Annotated in this window: 14 protein-coding genes and 1 pseudogene; 6 read left to right on the forward strand and 9 right to left on the reverse strand. The window is 63.1% G+C overall.

What is annotated here, in order from left to right; translation table 11 throughout:
- Together SAMIE_RS20925 and SAMIE_RS20930 are read right to left on the reverse strand one after the other, a co-directional pair.
- Entirely contained in the window at positions 1-513 is a 513-nt protein-coding gene (locus SAMIE_RS20925; RefSeq protein ID WP_066702638.1) for an Hsp20/alpha crystallin family protein, read from the reverse strand.
- Between the two features lie 96 nt (positions 514-609).
- Positions 610-1,086: an Hsp20 family protein gene (locus tag SAMIE_RS20930; RefSeq protein WP_008829907.1), complete on the reverse strand. Its 477-nt coding sequence runs from the start codon at positions 1,084-1,086 to the stop codon at positions 610-612.
- A 334-nt stretch (positions 1,087-1,420) separates the two neighbouring features.
- Between SAMIE_RS20930 and SAMIE_RS20935 the strand changes: the two genes are divergently transcribed.
- The 3 genes from SAMIE_RS20935 to SAMIE_RS24015 all read left to right on the forward strand — a co-directional run bounded on the left by SAMIE_RS20935 (position 1,421) and on the right by SAMIE_RS24015 (position 4,886).
- Positions 1,421-2,572 (forward strand): GGDEF domain-containing protein, encoded by a 1,152-nt coding sequence (locus SAMIE_RS20935; protein ID WP_232037455.1) that lies wholly within the window; start codon positions 1,421-1,423, stop codon positions 2,570-2,572.
- Positions 2,573-2,752: 180 nt separating this feature from the next.
- On the forward strand, positions 2,753-4,672 hold the full coding sequence (locus SAMIE_RS20940) for a TonB-dependent receptor (protein ID WP_232037456.1): 1,920 nt from the start codon (positions 2,753-2,755) through the stop codon (positions 4,670-4,672).
- An 88-nt stretch (positions 4,673-4,760) separates the two neighbouring features.
- On the forward strand, positions 4,761-4,886 hold the full coding sequence (locus tag SAMIE_RS24015; protein ID WP_267886522.1) for a hypothetical protein: 126 nt from the start codon (positions 4,761-4,763) through the stop codon (positions 4,884-4,886).
- A gap of 70 nt (positions 4,887-4,956) precedes the next feature.
- Here SAMIE_RS24015 and rpoH read toward each other — a convergent pair whose 3' ends face one another.
- The 4 genes from rpoH to SAMIE_RS20960 all read right to left on the reverse strand — a co-directional run bounded on the left by rpoH (position 4,957) and on the right by SAMIE_RS20960 (position 9,215).
- Positions 4,957-5,895: an RNA polymerase sigma factor RpoH gene (gene rpoH / locus SAMIE_RS20945; protein ID WP_066702595.1), complete on the reverse strand. Its 939-nt coding sequence runs from the start codon at positions 5,893-5,895 to the stop codon at positions 4,957-4,959.
- A gap of 350 nt (positions 5,896-6,245) precedes the next feature.
- Entirely contained in the window at positions 6,246-7,082 is an 837-nt protein-coding gene (locus tag SAMIE_RS20950) for a GIY-YIG nuclease family protein (RefSeq protein WP_066702598.1), read from the reverse strand.
- Positions 7,083-8,084, reverse strand: a complete 1,002-nt coding sequence (locus SAMIE_RS20955) for a site-specific integrase (protein ID WP_066702604.1) — start codon at positions 8,082-8,084, stop codon at positions 7,083-7,085.
- A 111-nt stretch (positions 8,085-8,195) separates the two neighbouring features.
- Complete coding sequence (locus SAMIE_RS20960) at positions 8,196-9,215, reverse strand: 2-hydroxyacid dehydrogenase (protein WP_066702607.1); 1,020 nt, start codon at positions 9,213-9,215, stop codon at positions 8,196-8,198.
- A 177-nt stretch (positions 9,216-9,392) separates the two neighbouring features.
- Here SAMIE_RS20960 and SAMIE_RS20965 point away from each other — a divergent pair, with 177 nt between their 5' ends.
- From SAMIE_RS20965 to SAMIE_RS20975, 3 genes and pseudogenes are all read left to right on the forward strand, one after another.
- Positions 9,393-11,834, forward strand: a complete 2,442-nt coding sequence (locus SAMIE_RS20965; protein WP_066702611.1) for a bifunctional diguanylate cyclase/phosphodiesterase — start codon at positions 9,393-9,395, stop codon at positions 11,832-11,834.
- A 371-nt stretch (positions 11,835-12,205) separates the two neighbouring features.
- A complete protein-coding gene (locus SAMIE_RS20970; RefSeq protein ID WP_066702614.1) occupies positions 12,206-13,915 on the forward strand; it encodes a cation:proton antiporter domain-containing protein in 1,710 nt (569 codons plus the stop codon).
- Positions 13,916-14,037: 122 nt separating this feature from the next.
- Positions 14,038-14,307: pseudogene (locus SAMIE_RS20975) on the forward strand (HU family DNA-binding protein); the annotation flags it as partial.
- 144 nt (positions 14,308-14,451) lie between these two features.
- Here the strand turns inward: SAMIE_RS20975 and SAMIE_RS20980 are convergent.
- The 3 genes from SAMIE_RS20980 to SAMIE_RS20990 all read right to left on the reverse strand — a co-directional run bounded on the left by SAMIE_RS20980 (position 14,452) and on the right by SAMIE_RS20990 (position 16,696).
- Complete coding sequence (locus SAMIE_RS20980) at positions 14,452-15,714, reverse strand: type II toxin-antitoxin system HipA family toxin (protein ID WP_011950483.1); 1,263 nt, start codon at positions 15,712-15,714, stop codon at positions 14,452-14,454.
- Positions 15,715-15,717: 3 nt separating this feature from the next.
- Positions 15,718-16,062: a helix-turn-helix domain-containing protein gene (locus SAMIE_RS20985; RefSeq protein WP_107917698.1), complete on the reverse strand. Its 345-nt coding sequence runs from the start codon at positions 16,060-16,062 to the stop codon at positions 15,718-15,720.
- An 88-nt stretch (positions 16,063-16,150) separates the two neighbouring features.
- Complete coding sequence (locus tag SAMIE_RS20990) at positions 16,151-16,696, reverse strand: hypothetical protein (RefSeq protein WP_008829885.1); 546 nt, start codon at positions 16,694-16,696, stop codon at positions 16,151-16,153.
- Positions 16,697-16,752: the final 56 nt, after the last annotated feature.

Genomic DNA, 16,752 nt, shown 5'->3' on the forward strand with positions numbered 1-16,752 from the left:
TCAGTTCTTGTTGATCGGAATGCGCCGGACGCTGTCGACGTCTCCCTCCTTGCGCGGGATGGTGACGGTCAACACGCCGTTGCTGAAGCTGGCCTGCGCCTTGTCGGGTTCCACGCCCTTGGGCAGGTGAATCCGCCGTTCGAACCGGCCATAGCTCCGTTCCGAATAGCCGCGATCCTTGTCCTCGAGCTCGGACTTCTTCTCGCCCTTCAAGGCGAGGACGCCGTCCGCGATCGAGAGATCGACCTGCGACTCGTCCATGCCGGGCAGTTCGGCCGTGACGCGGATGTCCTCGTCGGTTTCGCTGAGTTCGATACGCGGATAGTCGATGACATGGCCCAAGGCCGTGAGCGACGACGGCAGGCCCCGCCACAGATCGTCGAACAGGCGATTCACATCGCGGTGAAGCGACATGAGCGGATGGGTGGTCCGATCCCGCTCCGGCTCAGCGCCTACGACCGCGGGTAGCCGGTTTTCCTGCCGGCTCCAGGGAATGAGATCACGAAGAGACATGATGATCATCTCCTTTTGAGGCTGGATTGTGGGGTATGGCCTGCCGGCCGCCGTTTCCGAAGGAACGACGCCGGCAGAACCACTTGGAGCGCGAGATCAGGCCGCCTTGGCTTCCTGGTGCTGCGTCTCGATCTGCGCGGGCTCGGGGGACGACCCGCCGATCGCGATACGCCGGGGCTTCATCGCCTCGGGCACGACGCGCTTGAGGGCAATGGTCAGAAGACCATTGTCGAAGGAAGCCTCGCCGACTTCGATATGATCGGCGAGCTGGAAGCGGCGTTCGAAGGCCCGCGCGGCAATGCCGCGGTGCAGATACTCGCTCTTGCCGTCGTCATCGGCGCGCTTGCCCGTGACGGTGAGCTGGTTCTGCTGCGCCACGACCTCGACGTCCTCGGGACGGAAACCCGCCAGGGCGAGCGTGATCTGATAGCTGTCCTCGCCGTTCCGCAGAATGTCGAACGGTGGATAGCCATCGGAGCCATCGCCCCGCATGCCCGTCTCGAGCAGATCGAAGAGTCGGTCGAAGCCGACGGTGGAGCGCCGATAGGGCGCAAAGTCAAAATTGGTTCTCATTTCCAAATCCTCCGGTTGAGCAATTTGGGCATGAGAAGCGCCGGTACAGTAGAGCCGACGCTCTCTATGTCCAACCGGACCCGAACGGCGTCCGGCACCCCAGACGTAATTTCGGCAAACGCAGATTCAAGAGATAAAAAAGGAAAGGAAACAGAGGTCTGAAGAAATTTGGGCTCACTGAACCTGCGGATTTAGTCTCTGGCGATCACCCATCGGGATCCCGCGAAAACGGGAGCTGCGCACGTAGGCCGAACACTGCGGGATCAGGATAATGTTAACCAGACTCGCTTACCCTTGCCGCAAGGCAAAGGGTTCGTGTGCGTATGAATGGGCAGTGGTTCTGCTGATCGTCAATGCGGTGGTGGCAGGCCTCTTTGCGCTCAGCTATTTCCTGATCGCCCGCATCAGTCGGGGACAACGTCCGGTCATCGCGTTCGGGGTCAGCTACCTTTTGGGCATGGTGACGCCGATCAGCGAGATTGCGATCCGGCTGACCGATTATCCCGCGCCCTTCATGCTGGCGAGCTACATGGCGCTGTTGGGCGGTTTCCTCGCCATGGCGGCCGCGCTCAGCATCTTTCATCGCAAGCGCCCACCCTGGACAGCGATCGCCACTCTTGCCGTGCTGGGCCTGATCACGCGCATTGCGATCTGGGGCGGGACGCGAGACGATCTCATTTATGAGCTGGCCTTCCAGCTGCCCTTGGCCCTCGGCATTCTCCTGTGCAGCCATACGGCCTTTCGCACCGGCAAGGGCCAGCTCAACCACACCCTGGCCGGGCTGTTTCTCCTGAGCGGTCTCAACTTTTTCATCAAACCCTTCGTTGCTGCCGCCCTGGGGTCGGGACAAACCGCAAGAGACTATGCCGGGAGCGCCTATGCGCTTTATTCCCAAGCCAGCACGGCCATCCTACTGACGGCTGCCGGGCTCACCGTTCTGCTGATCGTCATCCAGACGACCATTCAGGAATATGTGCGCACGGCGGAGACCGATCATCTCTCAGGCCTCCTCAATCGCTGCGGTTTCGACCGTCAGGCGCAGGCGCTGCTGGCATCGGCTCCAATCGGCAAGCGCCAGCTCTGTGCCGTGATGATCGACCTCGACCATTTCAAACGGATCAACGACTGCTTTGGGCATGATATGGGCGACCGGGTTATCCAGGCCTTTGCCGATATCCTGCGCAGTACGGCGCCCAAGTCCGCCCATCTTGCGCGCACCGGCGGCGAGGAATTCGTGATCCTGCTCAATCGGGTCTCCGCGCCCGCGGCTGGCCTTATCGTCGAGGCCATGCGCGCCCATACGCGCGAACATGGCCAGGCCGACCTGCCCACTTTCAGCTTCAGCGCGGGAATTGCGCAATACCAGGCGGGAGACAGCCTAGCCGACCTCATGCGCCGCGCCGATCAGGCATGCTACCGACCCAAGACCTTGGGACGTGATCGTATCGAGACCGACGACGGGATAGCGAAGGCAGTGAATGCCTGAAGGCCAGCACCCGGCCCTGGAACCACTTCGATTTTTGAAAGACAGCATGCGCCGCCTTCTCGCCCTTACAATCGCCCTCGTCTCGTCGAGCTTTCCGGCCCTTGCGCGGGCCGCCGAGCAGACCGCCGCGGCTGCCCCTATCATCGTCACCGCGCAGAAGATCGAGCAGCGCGACCTAGAGTGCCGATCACCCTTTCGGTCGCGACCGCGCCGCGCCTCCACGAGCTCGGGGTGACGGACATCGGCGAACTCTCGGCCTATGTGCCGGGCCTCAATATCCAGATCCAAAGCCCGCATAGCCCCGGTGTCGTGATCCGCGGCATCACGTCGGACAATGGCGCCGCGCAGCAGCCGCCGCGCGTCAGTGTCTACTATAACGGGGTCGACATCTCCCGCGCGCGCGGCGCCTATCAAGGCCTCTTCGACCTTGCACGGATCGAGGTTGCCAAGGGACCGCAGGCGACGTTGTTCGGCACGGCCGCCACGATCGGAGCGGTCAGCCTGGTCCCCAATCTTGCGCGGCCGGGTTTCTCGGCCGGCCTCACGAGCGCCATCGGCAATCTCGGCGCCCCGCGCGAGGAAGGCTTCATCAACATCGGTTCCGAGCGGATCTCCGCTCGCGTCGCGGGGCAGTGGAAGAAGCGCGATGGCTACGTCCCAAATCTCGCGCCGGGCCAGGATGATCTCTATGCGCAGGACCAGCTCGGGCTGCGCGGCGCTCTCCATTTTCAGCCGACGGAGAGTCTTTCCGCGAATCTCGTTCTTACCTACGACCGGCAGCGCAATTCCGGAACGCCCTTCCTGTCGCGGCGGCTTGGCTCGACGGCGGCGCAAGGTATCTTCGGGGCAGCCTATCTCGGTGGCTCGCCAGCGTCCGGGGCAGTGCTCGGGGGCGATAAGCTCGGGATCGACCGCCACGTCTATGATGTGAACCTCTCGGTGACCGCGAACATCGCCGATGGCTGGTCCTGCACGACGACCAATGGCTATCGCCGGTTCAATTCGCGCGAGGTGCTCGACGCCGACGGGTCGGCAGCATGGTATCTGGAATTCGCCGAGCAGGCCAAAGGCTGGCAGGCAAGCCATGAAGGCCGTTTCACATATCGTGACGCTCAATGGCGGGCGATCTTCGGCTGGAACGCTTTCATCGAAAACGGATCGCAGACAGTCCCCTTCTCCACCGAGGTCGGCACCTATCTGCAGTGCACCGCCAATCTGGTCCCGGGGCTTGGCTGTGTCGATGCGAACAACCAGGTCACTGCATCGCGGGCAACCGCGCTTCTGTCGCGAGGGCTGGCGACCGTCATTCCCTATTCGAGCTGGTACCGCAACTCGGGCCGCAATACGACCTGGTCGCTGTTCGGCGATGTGAGTTGGAAGGCAGCGCCGCGTCTGGAGTTTCTAGCCGGCGCTCGGCTGCTGATCGAGGACCGGCGCTCGGGCTATACCGCGCAGCAGCCCAATGCGCCGCTCTACGGCCGCCCGCTGCTGCCACTTGTCGACACGGCCGGGGCCACCTATACCGCCAAGCGCAGCTTTACCGCTCTCCTTCCGCGCTTCAGCCTGGTCTATCATCTGTCGCCCGCGAGCACGCTGTTCGCCACCATCTCGCAAGGCCGTCGCTCACCCGCTGTGCAGCTTTCGGCTGCGACGGGGCCTGTACCCGACCTGTCGATCGTCCCGGCCGAGACGGTCTGGAACTACGAGGCGGGTCTGAAGATCGCGCGCGGCGCCATCAGTGGCGCGGTTTCGGTCTATTATGACCGCTATCGCAACTTCCAGGTCACTGTCATCGATGTCTCGAGCGGCGCGGTCCGCATCGACAATGCCGGGTCGGCGGGCAATGCGGGCGTCGAGGCGGAACTGGACGTGCGTCCGGTCCGGGGCGTTCGCTTCTTTGGCAACATGGCTTACACGGGCGCGCGGATCGACGATCGGCCTGCCAACGGTATCTATGCTGGCGATCGCTTTCGGCTCCAGCCCCGCTGGCAGGCGTCGGCAGGGATAGATGATCGAACACCCCGTATCAGATGTCGTCAGCCTCTTTGCCGCGCCGAACGTCACCTACCGCTCCAAGCTCTATTTCGAACTGCCCAATAGCGAGGCCATCAGCCAGTCCGCAGTGACCCTGATCAACGCTCGGGCGGGAGCGCGCCTGTGGAGCGACCGCCTCTAGATTGCCGGGTTCGTGCGCAACCTTACCGACAGGCGCTACCTGCTCGACGCCGGGAATGTCGGCGGCTCGTTCGGCTACCCGACGTTCATTCCGGCCGAGCCCCGCACCTGGGGCATCGAGATATCGGCCCGCTACTAGCGGCGGAGGCAGGCAAAGCGCCCGAGAGGGGAGGTGAGGCGGGTGGCACCCTCTGTGCATCCGCCCGCGGTCAATGGCCTTTGCGTGCCTGGTTCTCCCTGCGTCCGCCCAGTTTCGCGATGCGCTGCTCATCATCGATCCGGTGCATGGCGCGGCTGAGCTTTTCGAAGGCCCGAACCTCGATCTGGCGGACGCGCTCACGGCTCACTTTATAGACGAGGCTCAGATCCTCGAGCGTTTTGGGTTCATCGATCAGACGACGCTGGACCAGGATATCCCGCTCGCGGTCGGAAAGCGTGCCGAGCGCCTCGAACAGCATGTTCTGGCGGCGCTGGCGCTCCTGCGCGCCGGCAAGCGCCTCGTCCTGGAGCGGACTGTCGTCGGTCAGCAGGTCCTGCCACTGATCCTCGCCCGTTTCCCCGAGCGGCACGTTGAGCGAGGCGTCGCCGCCCTGCATCATCCGCCGGTTCATGCTGGTGACTTCGGTTTCCGAGACCCCGAGCGTGTCGGCGATCTGGCGGACCTGATCAGGTTTCAGATCGGTGTCGTCATAGGCCTGGAGGGAGTTCTTGATCCGGCGGAGATTGAAGAACAGGCGCTTTTGCGCGGCCGTCGTGCCGAGCTTGACCATGCTCCAGCTGCGCAGGATGAATTCTTGGATCGAGGCCTTGATCCACCACAGCGCATAGGTCGCAAGACGAAAACCGCGATCAGGGTCGAATCGCCGGACCCCCTGAATCAGGCCGACATTGCCTTCCGCAATGAGGTCGGCAACAGGCAGGCCGTAGCCCCGGTAGCGCATTGCCGCCTTCGCAACCAGGCGAAGGTGGCTGGTCACGAGCTTGGCGGCCGCTTCCGGATCGCCATGCTCCTTGAAGCGCTTGGCAAGCATATATTCGTCTTCGGGCGAGAGGATCGGGAATTTCCTGATCTCCGCCAGATACCGGTTCAGTCCATCCTCACTGGCCGGCGCCGGAATAACGGCGTTCTTGAGTGCAATGTCTGTCATGGCTCTTCACGCAATTACCTGTTTGGCGGGCGAACCTTGCCGCCGGCCAGTCTGCGTGGGTCCTGTGTCCAGGGCCCGCAGCTGTCGCGACGCGGCCAGGCTCTGCCTCGGCTTAACCAGTATAAAATCACTTCAAAGCGTTTTGAATATCCTAATGACGTAAAACCAGCGCCGCAGGTTCCCATCCGGATGCGGCAGACCCGCTGGTGGGGTTCAGCGCTCGCCATGCTCAACGATATCGGCTTGCCGTTGCCTTGCGCCCTTTGTCGATCACGCCACCGATTAGCGTGCAGACGAACGGGGTGATTCAGAACGGCCATGGCTTGCAGCACAATGGCCGGGCAGCAACTTCAATTTCGATTGAGTCCCATTTCGCGGCTTTGGAGCTTGCGTTTCCAGAGTTGCTCGATGCTCCGAATCTCGTCGACAGTCGCCGCCGATCCACTGACTTCCAAGATGCTGACCTGATAGTCGCCTGGCTCGCTGCTCTTCAGGCAAAGATTGCCACCATGACCGTCCTGAGCGTAATTCATCCAGCGGCCGAAAAACCCGCCTTCACCTGTCGCCGAGCCTACATATTGCTCTTTCGTTTTGGCTGAGGTGAGAAGGTAAATTCCGCGTGCGGCCCGCAGCGCTGACACCCATGTCGCCGGCAGGCTCTGCACCTGCGATACGTTCGTCACGAAGTGCGTGTACCCGGGAAAGGCGTCTTCACGAAATGCGCGCGTGAGCTCGATGATCGGCTTGTTCTGACGGTCGGGACGCTGCACCCCTTTGCGCGCGCCCGCGCCCCATTCAATCCAGAGCCGACCGATATAGGGCTCCAGATGCGAGGTGAGCGCCGTGCGGTATTGGTCGAGCGTATCGGCGGTCAAGGTGACGCCGGCGACTTGGTGGAGCGGGTCCAGCCAGCCTGGAGGCGCGGCGCCGATATGCTCCGCCGTGTAGATTCCGGCAAACAACGAGCCTCCTGTCGGCGGCGCGACAAAGCTCGCCCAGATCGGCGCGGCCAGGCTGGCCCGATTTCCGGCGGTCTGGACGCTCTGATAATCCTCGAAGGCCGGTCGGTCGTCGCGCCACAGGCCATAAGGCGTGCGCCCCGTCGACGCCTTGGTCTGGTGCCGCAGGAGGCGAACATCGGCCGGGTCAAGCCCGGCCTTTTCGAGAAGATCGGTGAACAGCAGCATTTACAGAAACTTGTCGCCCGCGTGGTCATCGAACATCGCAGCGTCGCGCACATAATCCGCGACCGTATCGAGCGACTTGTGCCGGCTGTGGTCCTTCATCTTGAAGAGATTGGCGCGCTGGGATGCTGCCTCTGTGAGAAACCCCGCGCGAAGTGAATGGCCTGAGTAGAGGGCAGGATCGAGGCTTGCCGCAGTCGCGCAGGCCTTGACGAGCCGCGCGACCGTCTTGTCGGTCATCGGTTGATCGGTAAGCCCGTCCAACCGGGTCAGCCGCCGAAAAAGAGGCGCCTGCTGTGCCTCGCCGGCCTTCCTATCAGCGCCGTCGAGGGCGGCGACGGACATCCAGGCCTTCAAGAGCCGGATCGGCTGTATCACCCGGCCCTCGGGGATGGCCACAACTTGTCCGAGTGCTTCCTGATCGCGCTTCGATTTCGGGATGGTAATGCGAACGCCCTTGGCGGTGAAGACGAGATCGCCCAGCTGCATCGCGGCCAGCTCAGAACGCCGGAACGCTCCGGCCATGCCGATCGCCAGGATCGCGCGGTCCCGAACGGCTCGCAAACCATTGCCCTTTATCGTGGCGAGCATGGCCTTGAGGACATCAGCCTCCGCCGGCGCCTTCTGGACCTTCTTGCGCGCATAGCGTCGGCGAACGCCCGCCATCATCTGGGCAATGATGCCGGCCGCGTCGCGCGCCGTGGGTGAAGCGAAGTCAGCCTCTTTATGGTGATGATTGATCGCCGCAACGCGGCGTCCGATCGTGACGGGCGCAATACCAGCTTCGGCCTCGACATGGGCAAAAAGCGCGACGATGTCGGGGTGGGCGGGCAATGCCTCGACGTTGCGCGCATCGCAGAATGCGCAGAAGCGTTCCCAGTCGCTGGCATACGCTTTTTGGGTCGAGCTGGCCTTTGCAGCAGCCAGCGTTTCGCGCGCACCCCCAATTTCCGCGAGAAGATCGGCGGGAAGATTGATCGATAATGGAAGCAGGTCGCGTGCCATCGCGATCAGCCTAGCAGAGCCCACTCCCGGCGTAAATCCTATGTCCGAGAATCATATTTATCGGACATAGGTGGACGGGGTGGATCCCGGACACAATGAGCCGTCGCACGCTTATCCAGCCCCCGGCCGAGTGGCTTGATGGCGCAACTGGTGGCACAGCGGCTCGCCGGCGGAATAAGCGCGGATGCTTTCCAAGGTGGTCTCAGCGATAGCTGTCAGCGCTTCTTCGGTGAGGAAGGCCTGGTGGCCCGTCATCAGGACATTGGGAAATGTCAGCAGGCGCTGGAGGATGTCGTCGTCGATGATCTCACTGGAAAGATCGTCGAAGAAGATGCCCGCCTCCTGCTCATAGACATCGAGCGCAACACCGCCCAGCCGGCGCGCCTTGAGCGCCTCGATCAGCGCGGCACTGTCGATAGGCGCACCGCGACTGGTATTGACCAGAACCAGATCGGGCCGCGCTGTCGCCAGGACGCTGCCATCGATCAGATGGCGGGTCTCGGGCGTGAGCGGGCAGTGCAAGGTGATAATATCCGCTTCGCGAAGCAGGTCCTCGCGCTCGACATAGCGCACGCCGATTGCGACGAGCGCTTCGTCAACGACAGGATCGCTGGCCAGGACCTCACAGCCGAAGCCAGCCCGCAAGGATCGAGCGACAAGCCCGCCAATCTGTCCCGTTCCCACGACGCCGGCGACACGTCCGTGCAGGTTACGGCCGACAAGGCCATCGAGCGCGAAATTGTTCTCACGAACTCGGGACCATGCGCGGTGGATCTTGCGATCGAGCGCCAGCAGGAGACCGATCGTGAATTCGGAAACCGCGTGCGGCGAGTAGCCCGGCATCCGCACTACGGCGAGACCGAGCGTCTCGGCCGCCACGAGATCGACATTGTTATAGCCTGCGCAGCGCAACGCGACGAGACCCACCCCGCCTTCGGCCAACATCTCGAGCACCTGCCGGTTGGCGATATCGTTCACAAAGATGCAGGCGACGTCAAAACCGCGCGCGAGCTGCGCCGACGTGGGCGACAAGGCAACGTCAAGGAAATCGAGATCGAACCCATAGGCCGCGTTCGCCTGGGTCAGGAACTGCCGGTCGTATTTCCGCGTGCCAAAGATCGCGATGCGCATGTCCGCCTCCGAGCGCGGACCTGTCCGCGAGAGCAAAGAGGATGGGCGACCGCACTGCCGGCGGAAAGCCTTTCGCGCGTATCGTTCGAATTTTACGCATTTTGTCGCAAAAGGCGGAACTCCGTTAATCACTTTCTGAAATGGGGACGGTTCAAATTCCTCCAGTTTCGATTGGCGATGTTCCCCTTTCTCTTTTGCCTGCGCGATCAACATGACGCGCCCTTGGTCATCCTCGCGGCTATAGTCTGTCTCCTGACGGCGGCAGCAACCGTTCGCCTGTGTCGCCAGGCGGCCTGGACAGACACGGGTTCGCGCAGCTTGTGGCTGACGATGGCGGGGTTGACTGCCGGTCTTGGGATCTGGGCCACGCACTTCATCGCGATGCTGGGCTACGATCCCGGCATCGTCATGGGCTATCATGTCCAACAGACCGTGGTCTCGCTCTTGGTCGTGCTGGCAGGCGCGACAGCGGGCCTCTTCATTGCGACACGCGCGCCGCACTGGCTCGGCTCGCTTCTTGCCGCTTCGGTTATGGGCGGCGGCGTCACGGCCATGCACTACCTTGGCATGGCGGCGCTCGAAATGCCTGCGCTCATTCGCTGGAAGGCCGATTATGTCGCGGCCTCGGCCGTGTTCGCAATCGTCCCGCTAGTCTTGGCGCTGCCCCTTGCGCTGCGCGGCAGATCGCTCGCCAAAGGCGCAGCGGCCGCTGGTCTGATCACCGCCGCCGTCGTCCTGCTTCACTTTACCGGCATGACCGCGATCACGCTGATCCCGTCGCGTGGCGAATTCTCCCCCCTCAGCATGATGTCTCCCCGCGCCATGTCGCTCTGGATATTTCTCGCGGTCTCCTGCACGATCGCTCTGACCGCGGCGGCGGCGATCACGAGCCGGCGGACGGGCATCAAATTGCGCCGACAGGAACGCGAGAATCAGCTTCGCGTCCAAGGCATGAAGGCCCAACTCGACCTAGCCCTTGAGAATATGCACCAGGGCCTGTGCCTATACGACGGCGACGGTCGGCTTTTGCTCTGGAACCAGCGTTTCCTGGATCTATACGGGCTTGGAAGCGATGCGCTCCAATGCGGAATGACGGTGGGACAAGTGATCCGCACCGGCATTGCCAACCATCTTCCCGTTACCGAGGTCGAGCAGCGCGCAGCAGAAATCGAGCGTAACCTCAACCAGGCCCTGAGCGCTTCAGGAGACGCACCCGCAATCTCGGAATATCCCGGCGTGGTGGTGAGCGTACGTTCGCGCGCGCTTCCCGACGGCGGATGGGTGAGCACCTTTGACGATATTACCCAGCAGCGCCGTTCGGAAGAACGAATCCGGCACCTGGCGCTGCATGATGGCCTGACCGGCCTGCCCAACCGGCGTAGGTTCAACGATGTCGTCGACCGCGATCTGGACGTTACGGCGCGAGCCGGTTCGCGCCTGGGACTGGTCGTTGTCGACCTCGACAATTTCAAGGATATCAACGACAGCCGCGGCCATTCAGCCGGAGACCAAGCATTGAAGATGGTCGCCGCAGCGCTCAAGGACGCGGTTCGCGAGAATGAACATGTCGCCCGGCTGGGTGGCGACGAATTCGCCGCCGCAATTCTGTACCGGGAAGATTATGAGCTTGCCGACTTTGTGACGCGCCTGAGCACCGGGCTGGCGGCGATCAATGCCGGCAATGCGCACGATCTGAGCGTCCATGCGAGCCTTGGCATCGCAACCTATCCGGCTGACAGCCAGGATCGCGAACAGCTGTGCAATCATGCCGATCTGGCCATGTACCGGGCAAAAGGGACGGTAGGCGAGCGGATCTGCTATTACGAAAAAGGCATGGACGAGCAGGCGCGCGAACGCCGGCAACTCGCGGCCGATCTTCGGGGCGCCGCCGCGCGCGGTGAGATGACGATCCTCTACCAGCCGCAGCGTTCGCTCAAGGACGACAGGGTAAACGGCTATGAAGCTCTGCTGCGCTGGACCCACCCAAAGCGCGGCCTGGTCCCCCCTGACATCTTCATTCCCGTTGCTGAAGAAACCGGCGAGATCTTGGCGCTTGGCGAGTGGGTGCTGCGGCAAGCCTGTGAGGAGGCGGCCCGCTGGGGTGACGGACTGACCGTGGCCATCAACCTCTCCGCCGTGCAGTTGAGCCAGGCGAGCCTGCCCGAGAGCGTGGCCCAGACCCTTCTGGAGACCGGACTCGCACCAAGGCGTCTCGAACTGGAGATCACTGAAACCGCGATCATCGCCGACAAGCCGCGCGTCTTGCATATTTTGCGTAGACTCAAGGCGATGGGGATCGCCATTGCCATCGACGATTTCGGCACCGGCTATTCCTCGCTCGATACGCTCAACTCGTTCCCCTTCGACAAGATCAAGATCGACAAATCATTCGTCATCGGGTCCGAAGAGCGGCCGCAGGCCAGAGCAATCATCAGGGCGGTGCTCGCGCTGGGCCACAGCCTTGGCGTCCCTGTGCTCGCCGAAGGGGTTGAGACCAGTGGGCACGTCGATCTGCTGGTGGCTGAGGGATGCGACCAGGTCCAAGGCTATCTCTTCGGACGCCCCGGCCATGCACCAAGCCTTCTTGCGAGGGAGCAGGCCCGACTGGCCGCCGGTTGATCCGCAGGTACGTCGCGCAACGACGCGGTAGCGTCGCGAGCGTCCTGAGAGCGCGATGTCGGAAGCGCGGGCGAACCGTCCCCTTAGCTGCCAAGCTATCGGTCGAGAAAGGACTGCGAGCCGAAGCGGCAGCCCCTTTTGCGAAGCTGCCGTACCTTAGCGCGACCCGATGCTACTCCGAATTTGCATCCTTTTGCCCATATATCACATCATTTCCCACCCTCAAAAGCTAGTTTTGATGTATAAATCATCACAATGATTGACGGGTGCCGTCTTTAGGTCGGGTGGCTGGCATCAACCGATGACATCTCCCTCTTTCATCCTACATCACGCCCAAATCCAACTAGCGACTGGATAAGGCTCTTGAATTCATGGAAGAACAGCTTGCTCAGACATTCCTTCTGATCGCGGCTGCATTTGTGGCAGTTGCCATCCTGGCGAGGCTCCGCCTGTCGCCGGTGTTGGGCTATCTCGCCGCCGGCCTGCTCCTGGGCCCCCATGGCATAGGCGCAGTAACCGACAGCGAAGGCACCCATTTTTTCGGCGAGCTCGGCATCGCTCTCCTCATGTTCGTGATTGGCCTTGAATTTTCCGTGCCTCGGCTGCTGTCCAGCGGGGGCGCCATGATCGGGCTCGGGTTCGGAACCGTGGCAGGCGCAACACTGCTGGCGGGAGCTGCGAGCCATTTCCTCGTAGGATTGCCGCTTCTGCCAGCGGCCCTCCTGGGCGGCGCCATCGCCATGTCATCGACCGCCATCATCCAAAAGCATCTCGTCGACACCGACGCGGTATCGAGCCGCCACGGCGTGGCTGCGACCGGCATAGTCCTGTTTGAGGACCTGGTCGCTTTGATCCTGCTGTCGCTCATTGCTGCCCTTCCAGACGCGGCCAACGAGGTCGAGATGGAAAAGGTACTGCTGCGCATGGGTGTCAGCTTCGTGGCATTGGCGGGCGTGGCGCTTCTCGCACGGCGCACGCTTGGCCGTTTGCTCGGGTGGGTCGCGAGATCCGGCCCGGACGAAACCTTCCTGCTGGGCGTGCTGACGCTTGTTGTGGGCGCGTCGCTTGCAGCGGAAAAGATCGGACTGTCGCTTCCTATCGGCGCCTTCGTAGTCGGGATGATGGTCGGCGAAAGTGACTTCAGGCACCAGCTCGAAGAGGAAATCCGGCCATTTCGCGATCTGCTGCTGGGCGTCTTCTTCGTGACGATCGGCATGTCGGTCGACTGGTCGCAGATCCTGGCCCAGCCGGCTGTCACCTTTCTCGTTCTGGCCGCGATCCTTGTCGTCAAGTTCCTGGTCGTCTTTGGCGTCACCCGTCTCTCAGGCCTCCCGGCAAGCAGCGCGGTCAAGACCGGCTTGCTTCTGGCGCATTCGGGTGAGCTTGGGCTACTCATCGTGGGTCGGTCGCTCGATAGCGCCCTTCTGTCGCCCGCGATCGGCCAGCCCGTCCTGGGCGCGATCGCCGCGAGCATGCTCGTCGGACCGATCCTGGCGCAGTGGAGCGACCGGGCCGGAGATCTCATCCTGCGGAGCCGGGATCCGCTCGGCGCGGAGATCGAAACTGCGGTTCGCACAACATCTCAGGAGCTCAAGGGTCACGTCGTGCTTGCCGGCTGCGGCCCCGTGGGCCGTCTGGTCGCGCTCACACTCGAGGCGAGCGAAATTCCATACCTGGCGATCGAGCGAAACGTGGAGCGCCTTCGCCGCGCCCAACAGGACGGTCATAAAGCGGTTTTCGGCGACGCCAGCCGAGCGGGAATACTCAAGGCAGCCGGCGTCGATCGCGCCGCAGCCATCATCGTGCTTGTCAACAATTGGCATCGGTCGGTGCGCATCATTCGCGAAGCCAAGCGCCTGAACCCCGCGATCCATGTGATCGCCAGCCTCCGCGACGATGCGCATCTGGGTGAGCTGGCGCAGGCGGGCGCGGCACATGTCTTTCCCGAAAACTATGCTGCGGGGCTTGGGCTCGGCGCTCAGGCCCTGATGACGCTCGGCATGTCTGCGGACGATGCGACCGATAGGATCCGGGCTATGCGGGCGCAGCTCAGTCCGGACCTTCAGATCGTGCCGCGGTGAGTTGCCAGCCCGACCAACCACACTCAAACTAAATCATTACGACACCAACATAAAATGTGGAGATAGGCGAGCGGATGACTTACCTTGGATGCAGTGACAAACCAGTGAAGCAGGCTCCAGCCATGGTGCGATCTGAACTCGTGGCCCTCCTGGGCAAGGAAAACCCGGAACTCTCCGCGCAGGAGATTGAAAAGATCGTCGATCTCTTCTTCGAGGCGGTCGTCGACCAGCTAGCCGCTGGCGGGCGTGTCGAGCTGCGCGGGTTCGGTGCCTTTTTGACGCGGCTGCACGAGGCTCGCACCGGGCGAAATCCACGCAGCGGCTTGGCCGTGCCGGTCCCGGCCAAGCGATCGGTGCATTTCAAGCCAGGCAAGGCGATGCGGGAGCGGCTGATCGCCGCGGCGGCTGGCATGACCAAGGCAGCGCCCTCTTCCGCCGCTGCTTTCTCTACCGCGTCGGCCGAAGCGCGCGCTGCCTGAAATCCCTCTGGAGCGCCGGGGCCCTGTGACGCCCTTCGGCGTGAAATCGCTGGCCTGTCAGCCGATTGCGCGATGTTCGGGGTCCGCCAGGCGAAAGCAGGTAGCAAAACGGCCCTGGTCGGCGACGTTGACCCCTGCCTCTTCGAAACAGGCACGCCACCGCGCATGAACCCTATCGGCCATAGCGATAACGATCGCGCGCGCATCCTCCTCCCCCAGGTCGAACTGCGCGACCTGCGAGAGCGCGTTGGCAAGGCTGGCCTGGCGACCCTCGGCCCCCACGCCCAGCACGAGCCGGCGATCCAGGCCCACCTGCGGCTTGGGAACGACGTCATAGAGCGGCGACAGCCGCCACCCCTTCCCGTCCCACAGGAAACCATGATTGCGCAGGTGATCGTCGTCATTGGTGACGAGGATATTGAAGACCATGCGCCTGAACAGTTCCTCGAGATCCCGCCGGACCGCAGTGCCGTGCTGGCGTAGCGTCGCGCCCAGATCGGCATAGGCATAGCGGCTGACCTCGCTTTCATGCGCGCCCAGCATCGTAAGCCCCGATGCGAAGGAGGTGCGCAGCATCCGGTTGCCGTCCAGCCTGCGATCGAAACGTTCGATCAGATAGATGTCGCGGCCGAGCAGTTGCTCGAAGCGAAGCGACGGAACGTCGAGCCCGCATTCAGCGGCGAGCCGCATGGTGGCTAGCTCGACCCGGCACTCGGGAAAGGTGTCGTTGCGTGCTGGAAACTTGGCGATCCAGGATTGGCCCTCGATCGTCGTCGCCGCCTTGGGACGCGCACCGCCCAGCGACGAGCCGGCGGTCAAGAGGGGGCGCAGATTTTCGCTGAGCTGGTCGACCTCCTGCGCTTCTTCGGCGGCGGCGGCCAGTTCTGCCAGGGTGAACTGTTCGCCGGGCGCGTCGGCTTCGCCCCAGGGCGCGAGGCGCCTTGGCGCCTCTAGCGTGGGACCGAACGCCAGTGCGCCGACGCGGTGGTCACCGGACGCGAGCAGGAGATCCGCCTCGCTTGGCGTTCGCTCGCCCATCGCCTTGTACATGAGATACTGACCCCACCCGTCGGGCGCGGCGTCGCGGATCCCATTGAAGACGGCAAAGCCTTCCTCGGTCCGGAATTCCTGGCGCGTGCCGGCCGGCGGCAGCGGCAGGGTCACAGGATCGATCGCGACACGGTCGGGCCGCTCGAGATAGCGATTGCCGTATGCGAAGGTCGCGTAGCTGGCACGCGGCTCGCTGTGGAGGCGCAAAAGGCCCGCAGGGACGGCAACGCCGTCCAGATAGACGAAAACGAAGGTTTCGATGTCGGCCATGGCTTAGAAATCCAGCGGATCGTCGCGCCGCGGCGTGTGGATGCTGTGCGGCAGGCGGCCGATTTCCTCGCTGGTCCCGACCCTGTCGGTTTCAGGGGCGACGAGCGATTCCAGGCGAGCCGTCATACCCAGCACGAAGAGAGCGCTCGCCAGCGCGGCGAGGCCTACGGTCGGATCGCCGGCTTCGAGACGCTGCAGCGTCTGCACCGACACCAGCATACGCTCGGCCATCAGTTTCTGCGGGATGCGTCGCCGCTTGCGTGCGGTGCGCAAGTCTTCGCCCAACTGGCGAATGGCACGCTGGCTTTGTGGCGGCAGACCGCTGGAGGCTCGAGAGGCGCGGGGCATGGAAAGTGCATGACATATCATGTGCAAATGAGCAATTAAAATGATATGTCATGCCGAACAGAACGGTTTTCCTGCCCTGCCGTCCTGCTCAGGCGCGCAACGCGCGCGCAGCCGCATCGGTGATCGTGTAAACCGCTTCGCGCTGCGCACCGCGATTATGATGATCGACGCGAAAGCCCTGATAATGCCTGCGCACAAGGCCGGCTCTTACGAGGTCCGAGACAGCGCGGCTGACATTGCAACGGCCCGAACGGCGGATGCGCACTTTCACCTCCTCCTGGACCACACGGGCCGCCTCCTGCGGATCGTCAGGCAGTGCCTTCTGCGCCTCAAGGCCCGACCGCACCTGGTCGACGATGGCGAGGCGGCGCGCATCGCGCTGCGCAATGGGGACGAGAGAGTCGCAGAGCCAATCGCGCAAAGGAATGCGCTCGCCATCCACCTGGACGTAAGGACCTGCACTGCCGCTGTTCCGCCCCGCCGCCTTGGCGATCAGGTTGAGCACCATGAAGGCATAGCGCGGCCGCCGCGAAACATCGGCGATGCGCTCGATGAGGGCAGGCAAATTCAGGTCGTCGGACGGCGGCTGCCTGACCGGATCGACGGAGGCGAAGAGGTCGGGTTGCTGGAACATAAGATGAATCTATCACGCGCGCGCGCAATGTGAATCCCCAGCGGACAGCACATCCA

This window comes from Sphingobium amiense, from assembly GCF_003967075.1.
Lineage (GTDB): Bacteria > Pseudomonadota > Alphaproteobacteria > Sphingomonadales > Sphingomonadaceae > Sphingobium > Sphingobium amiense.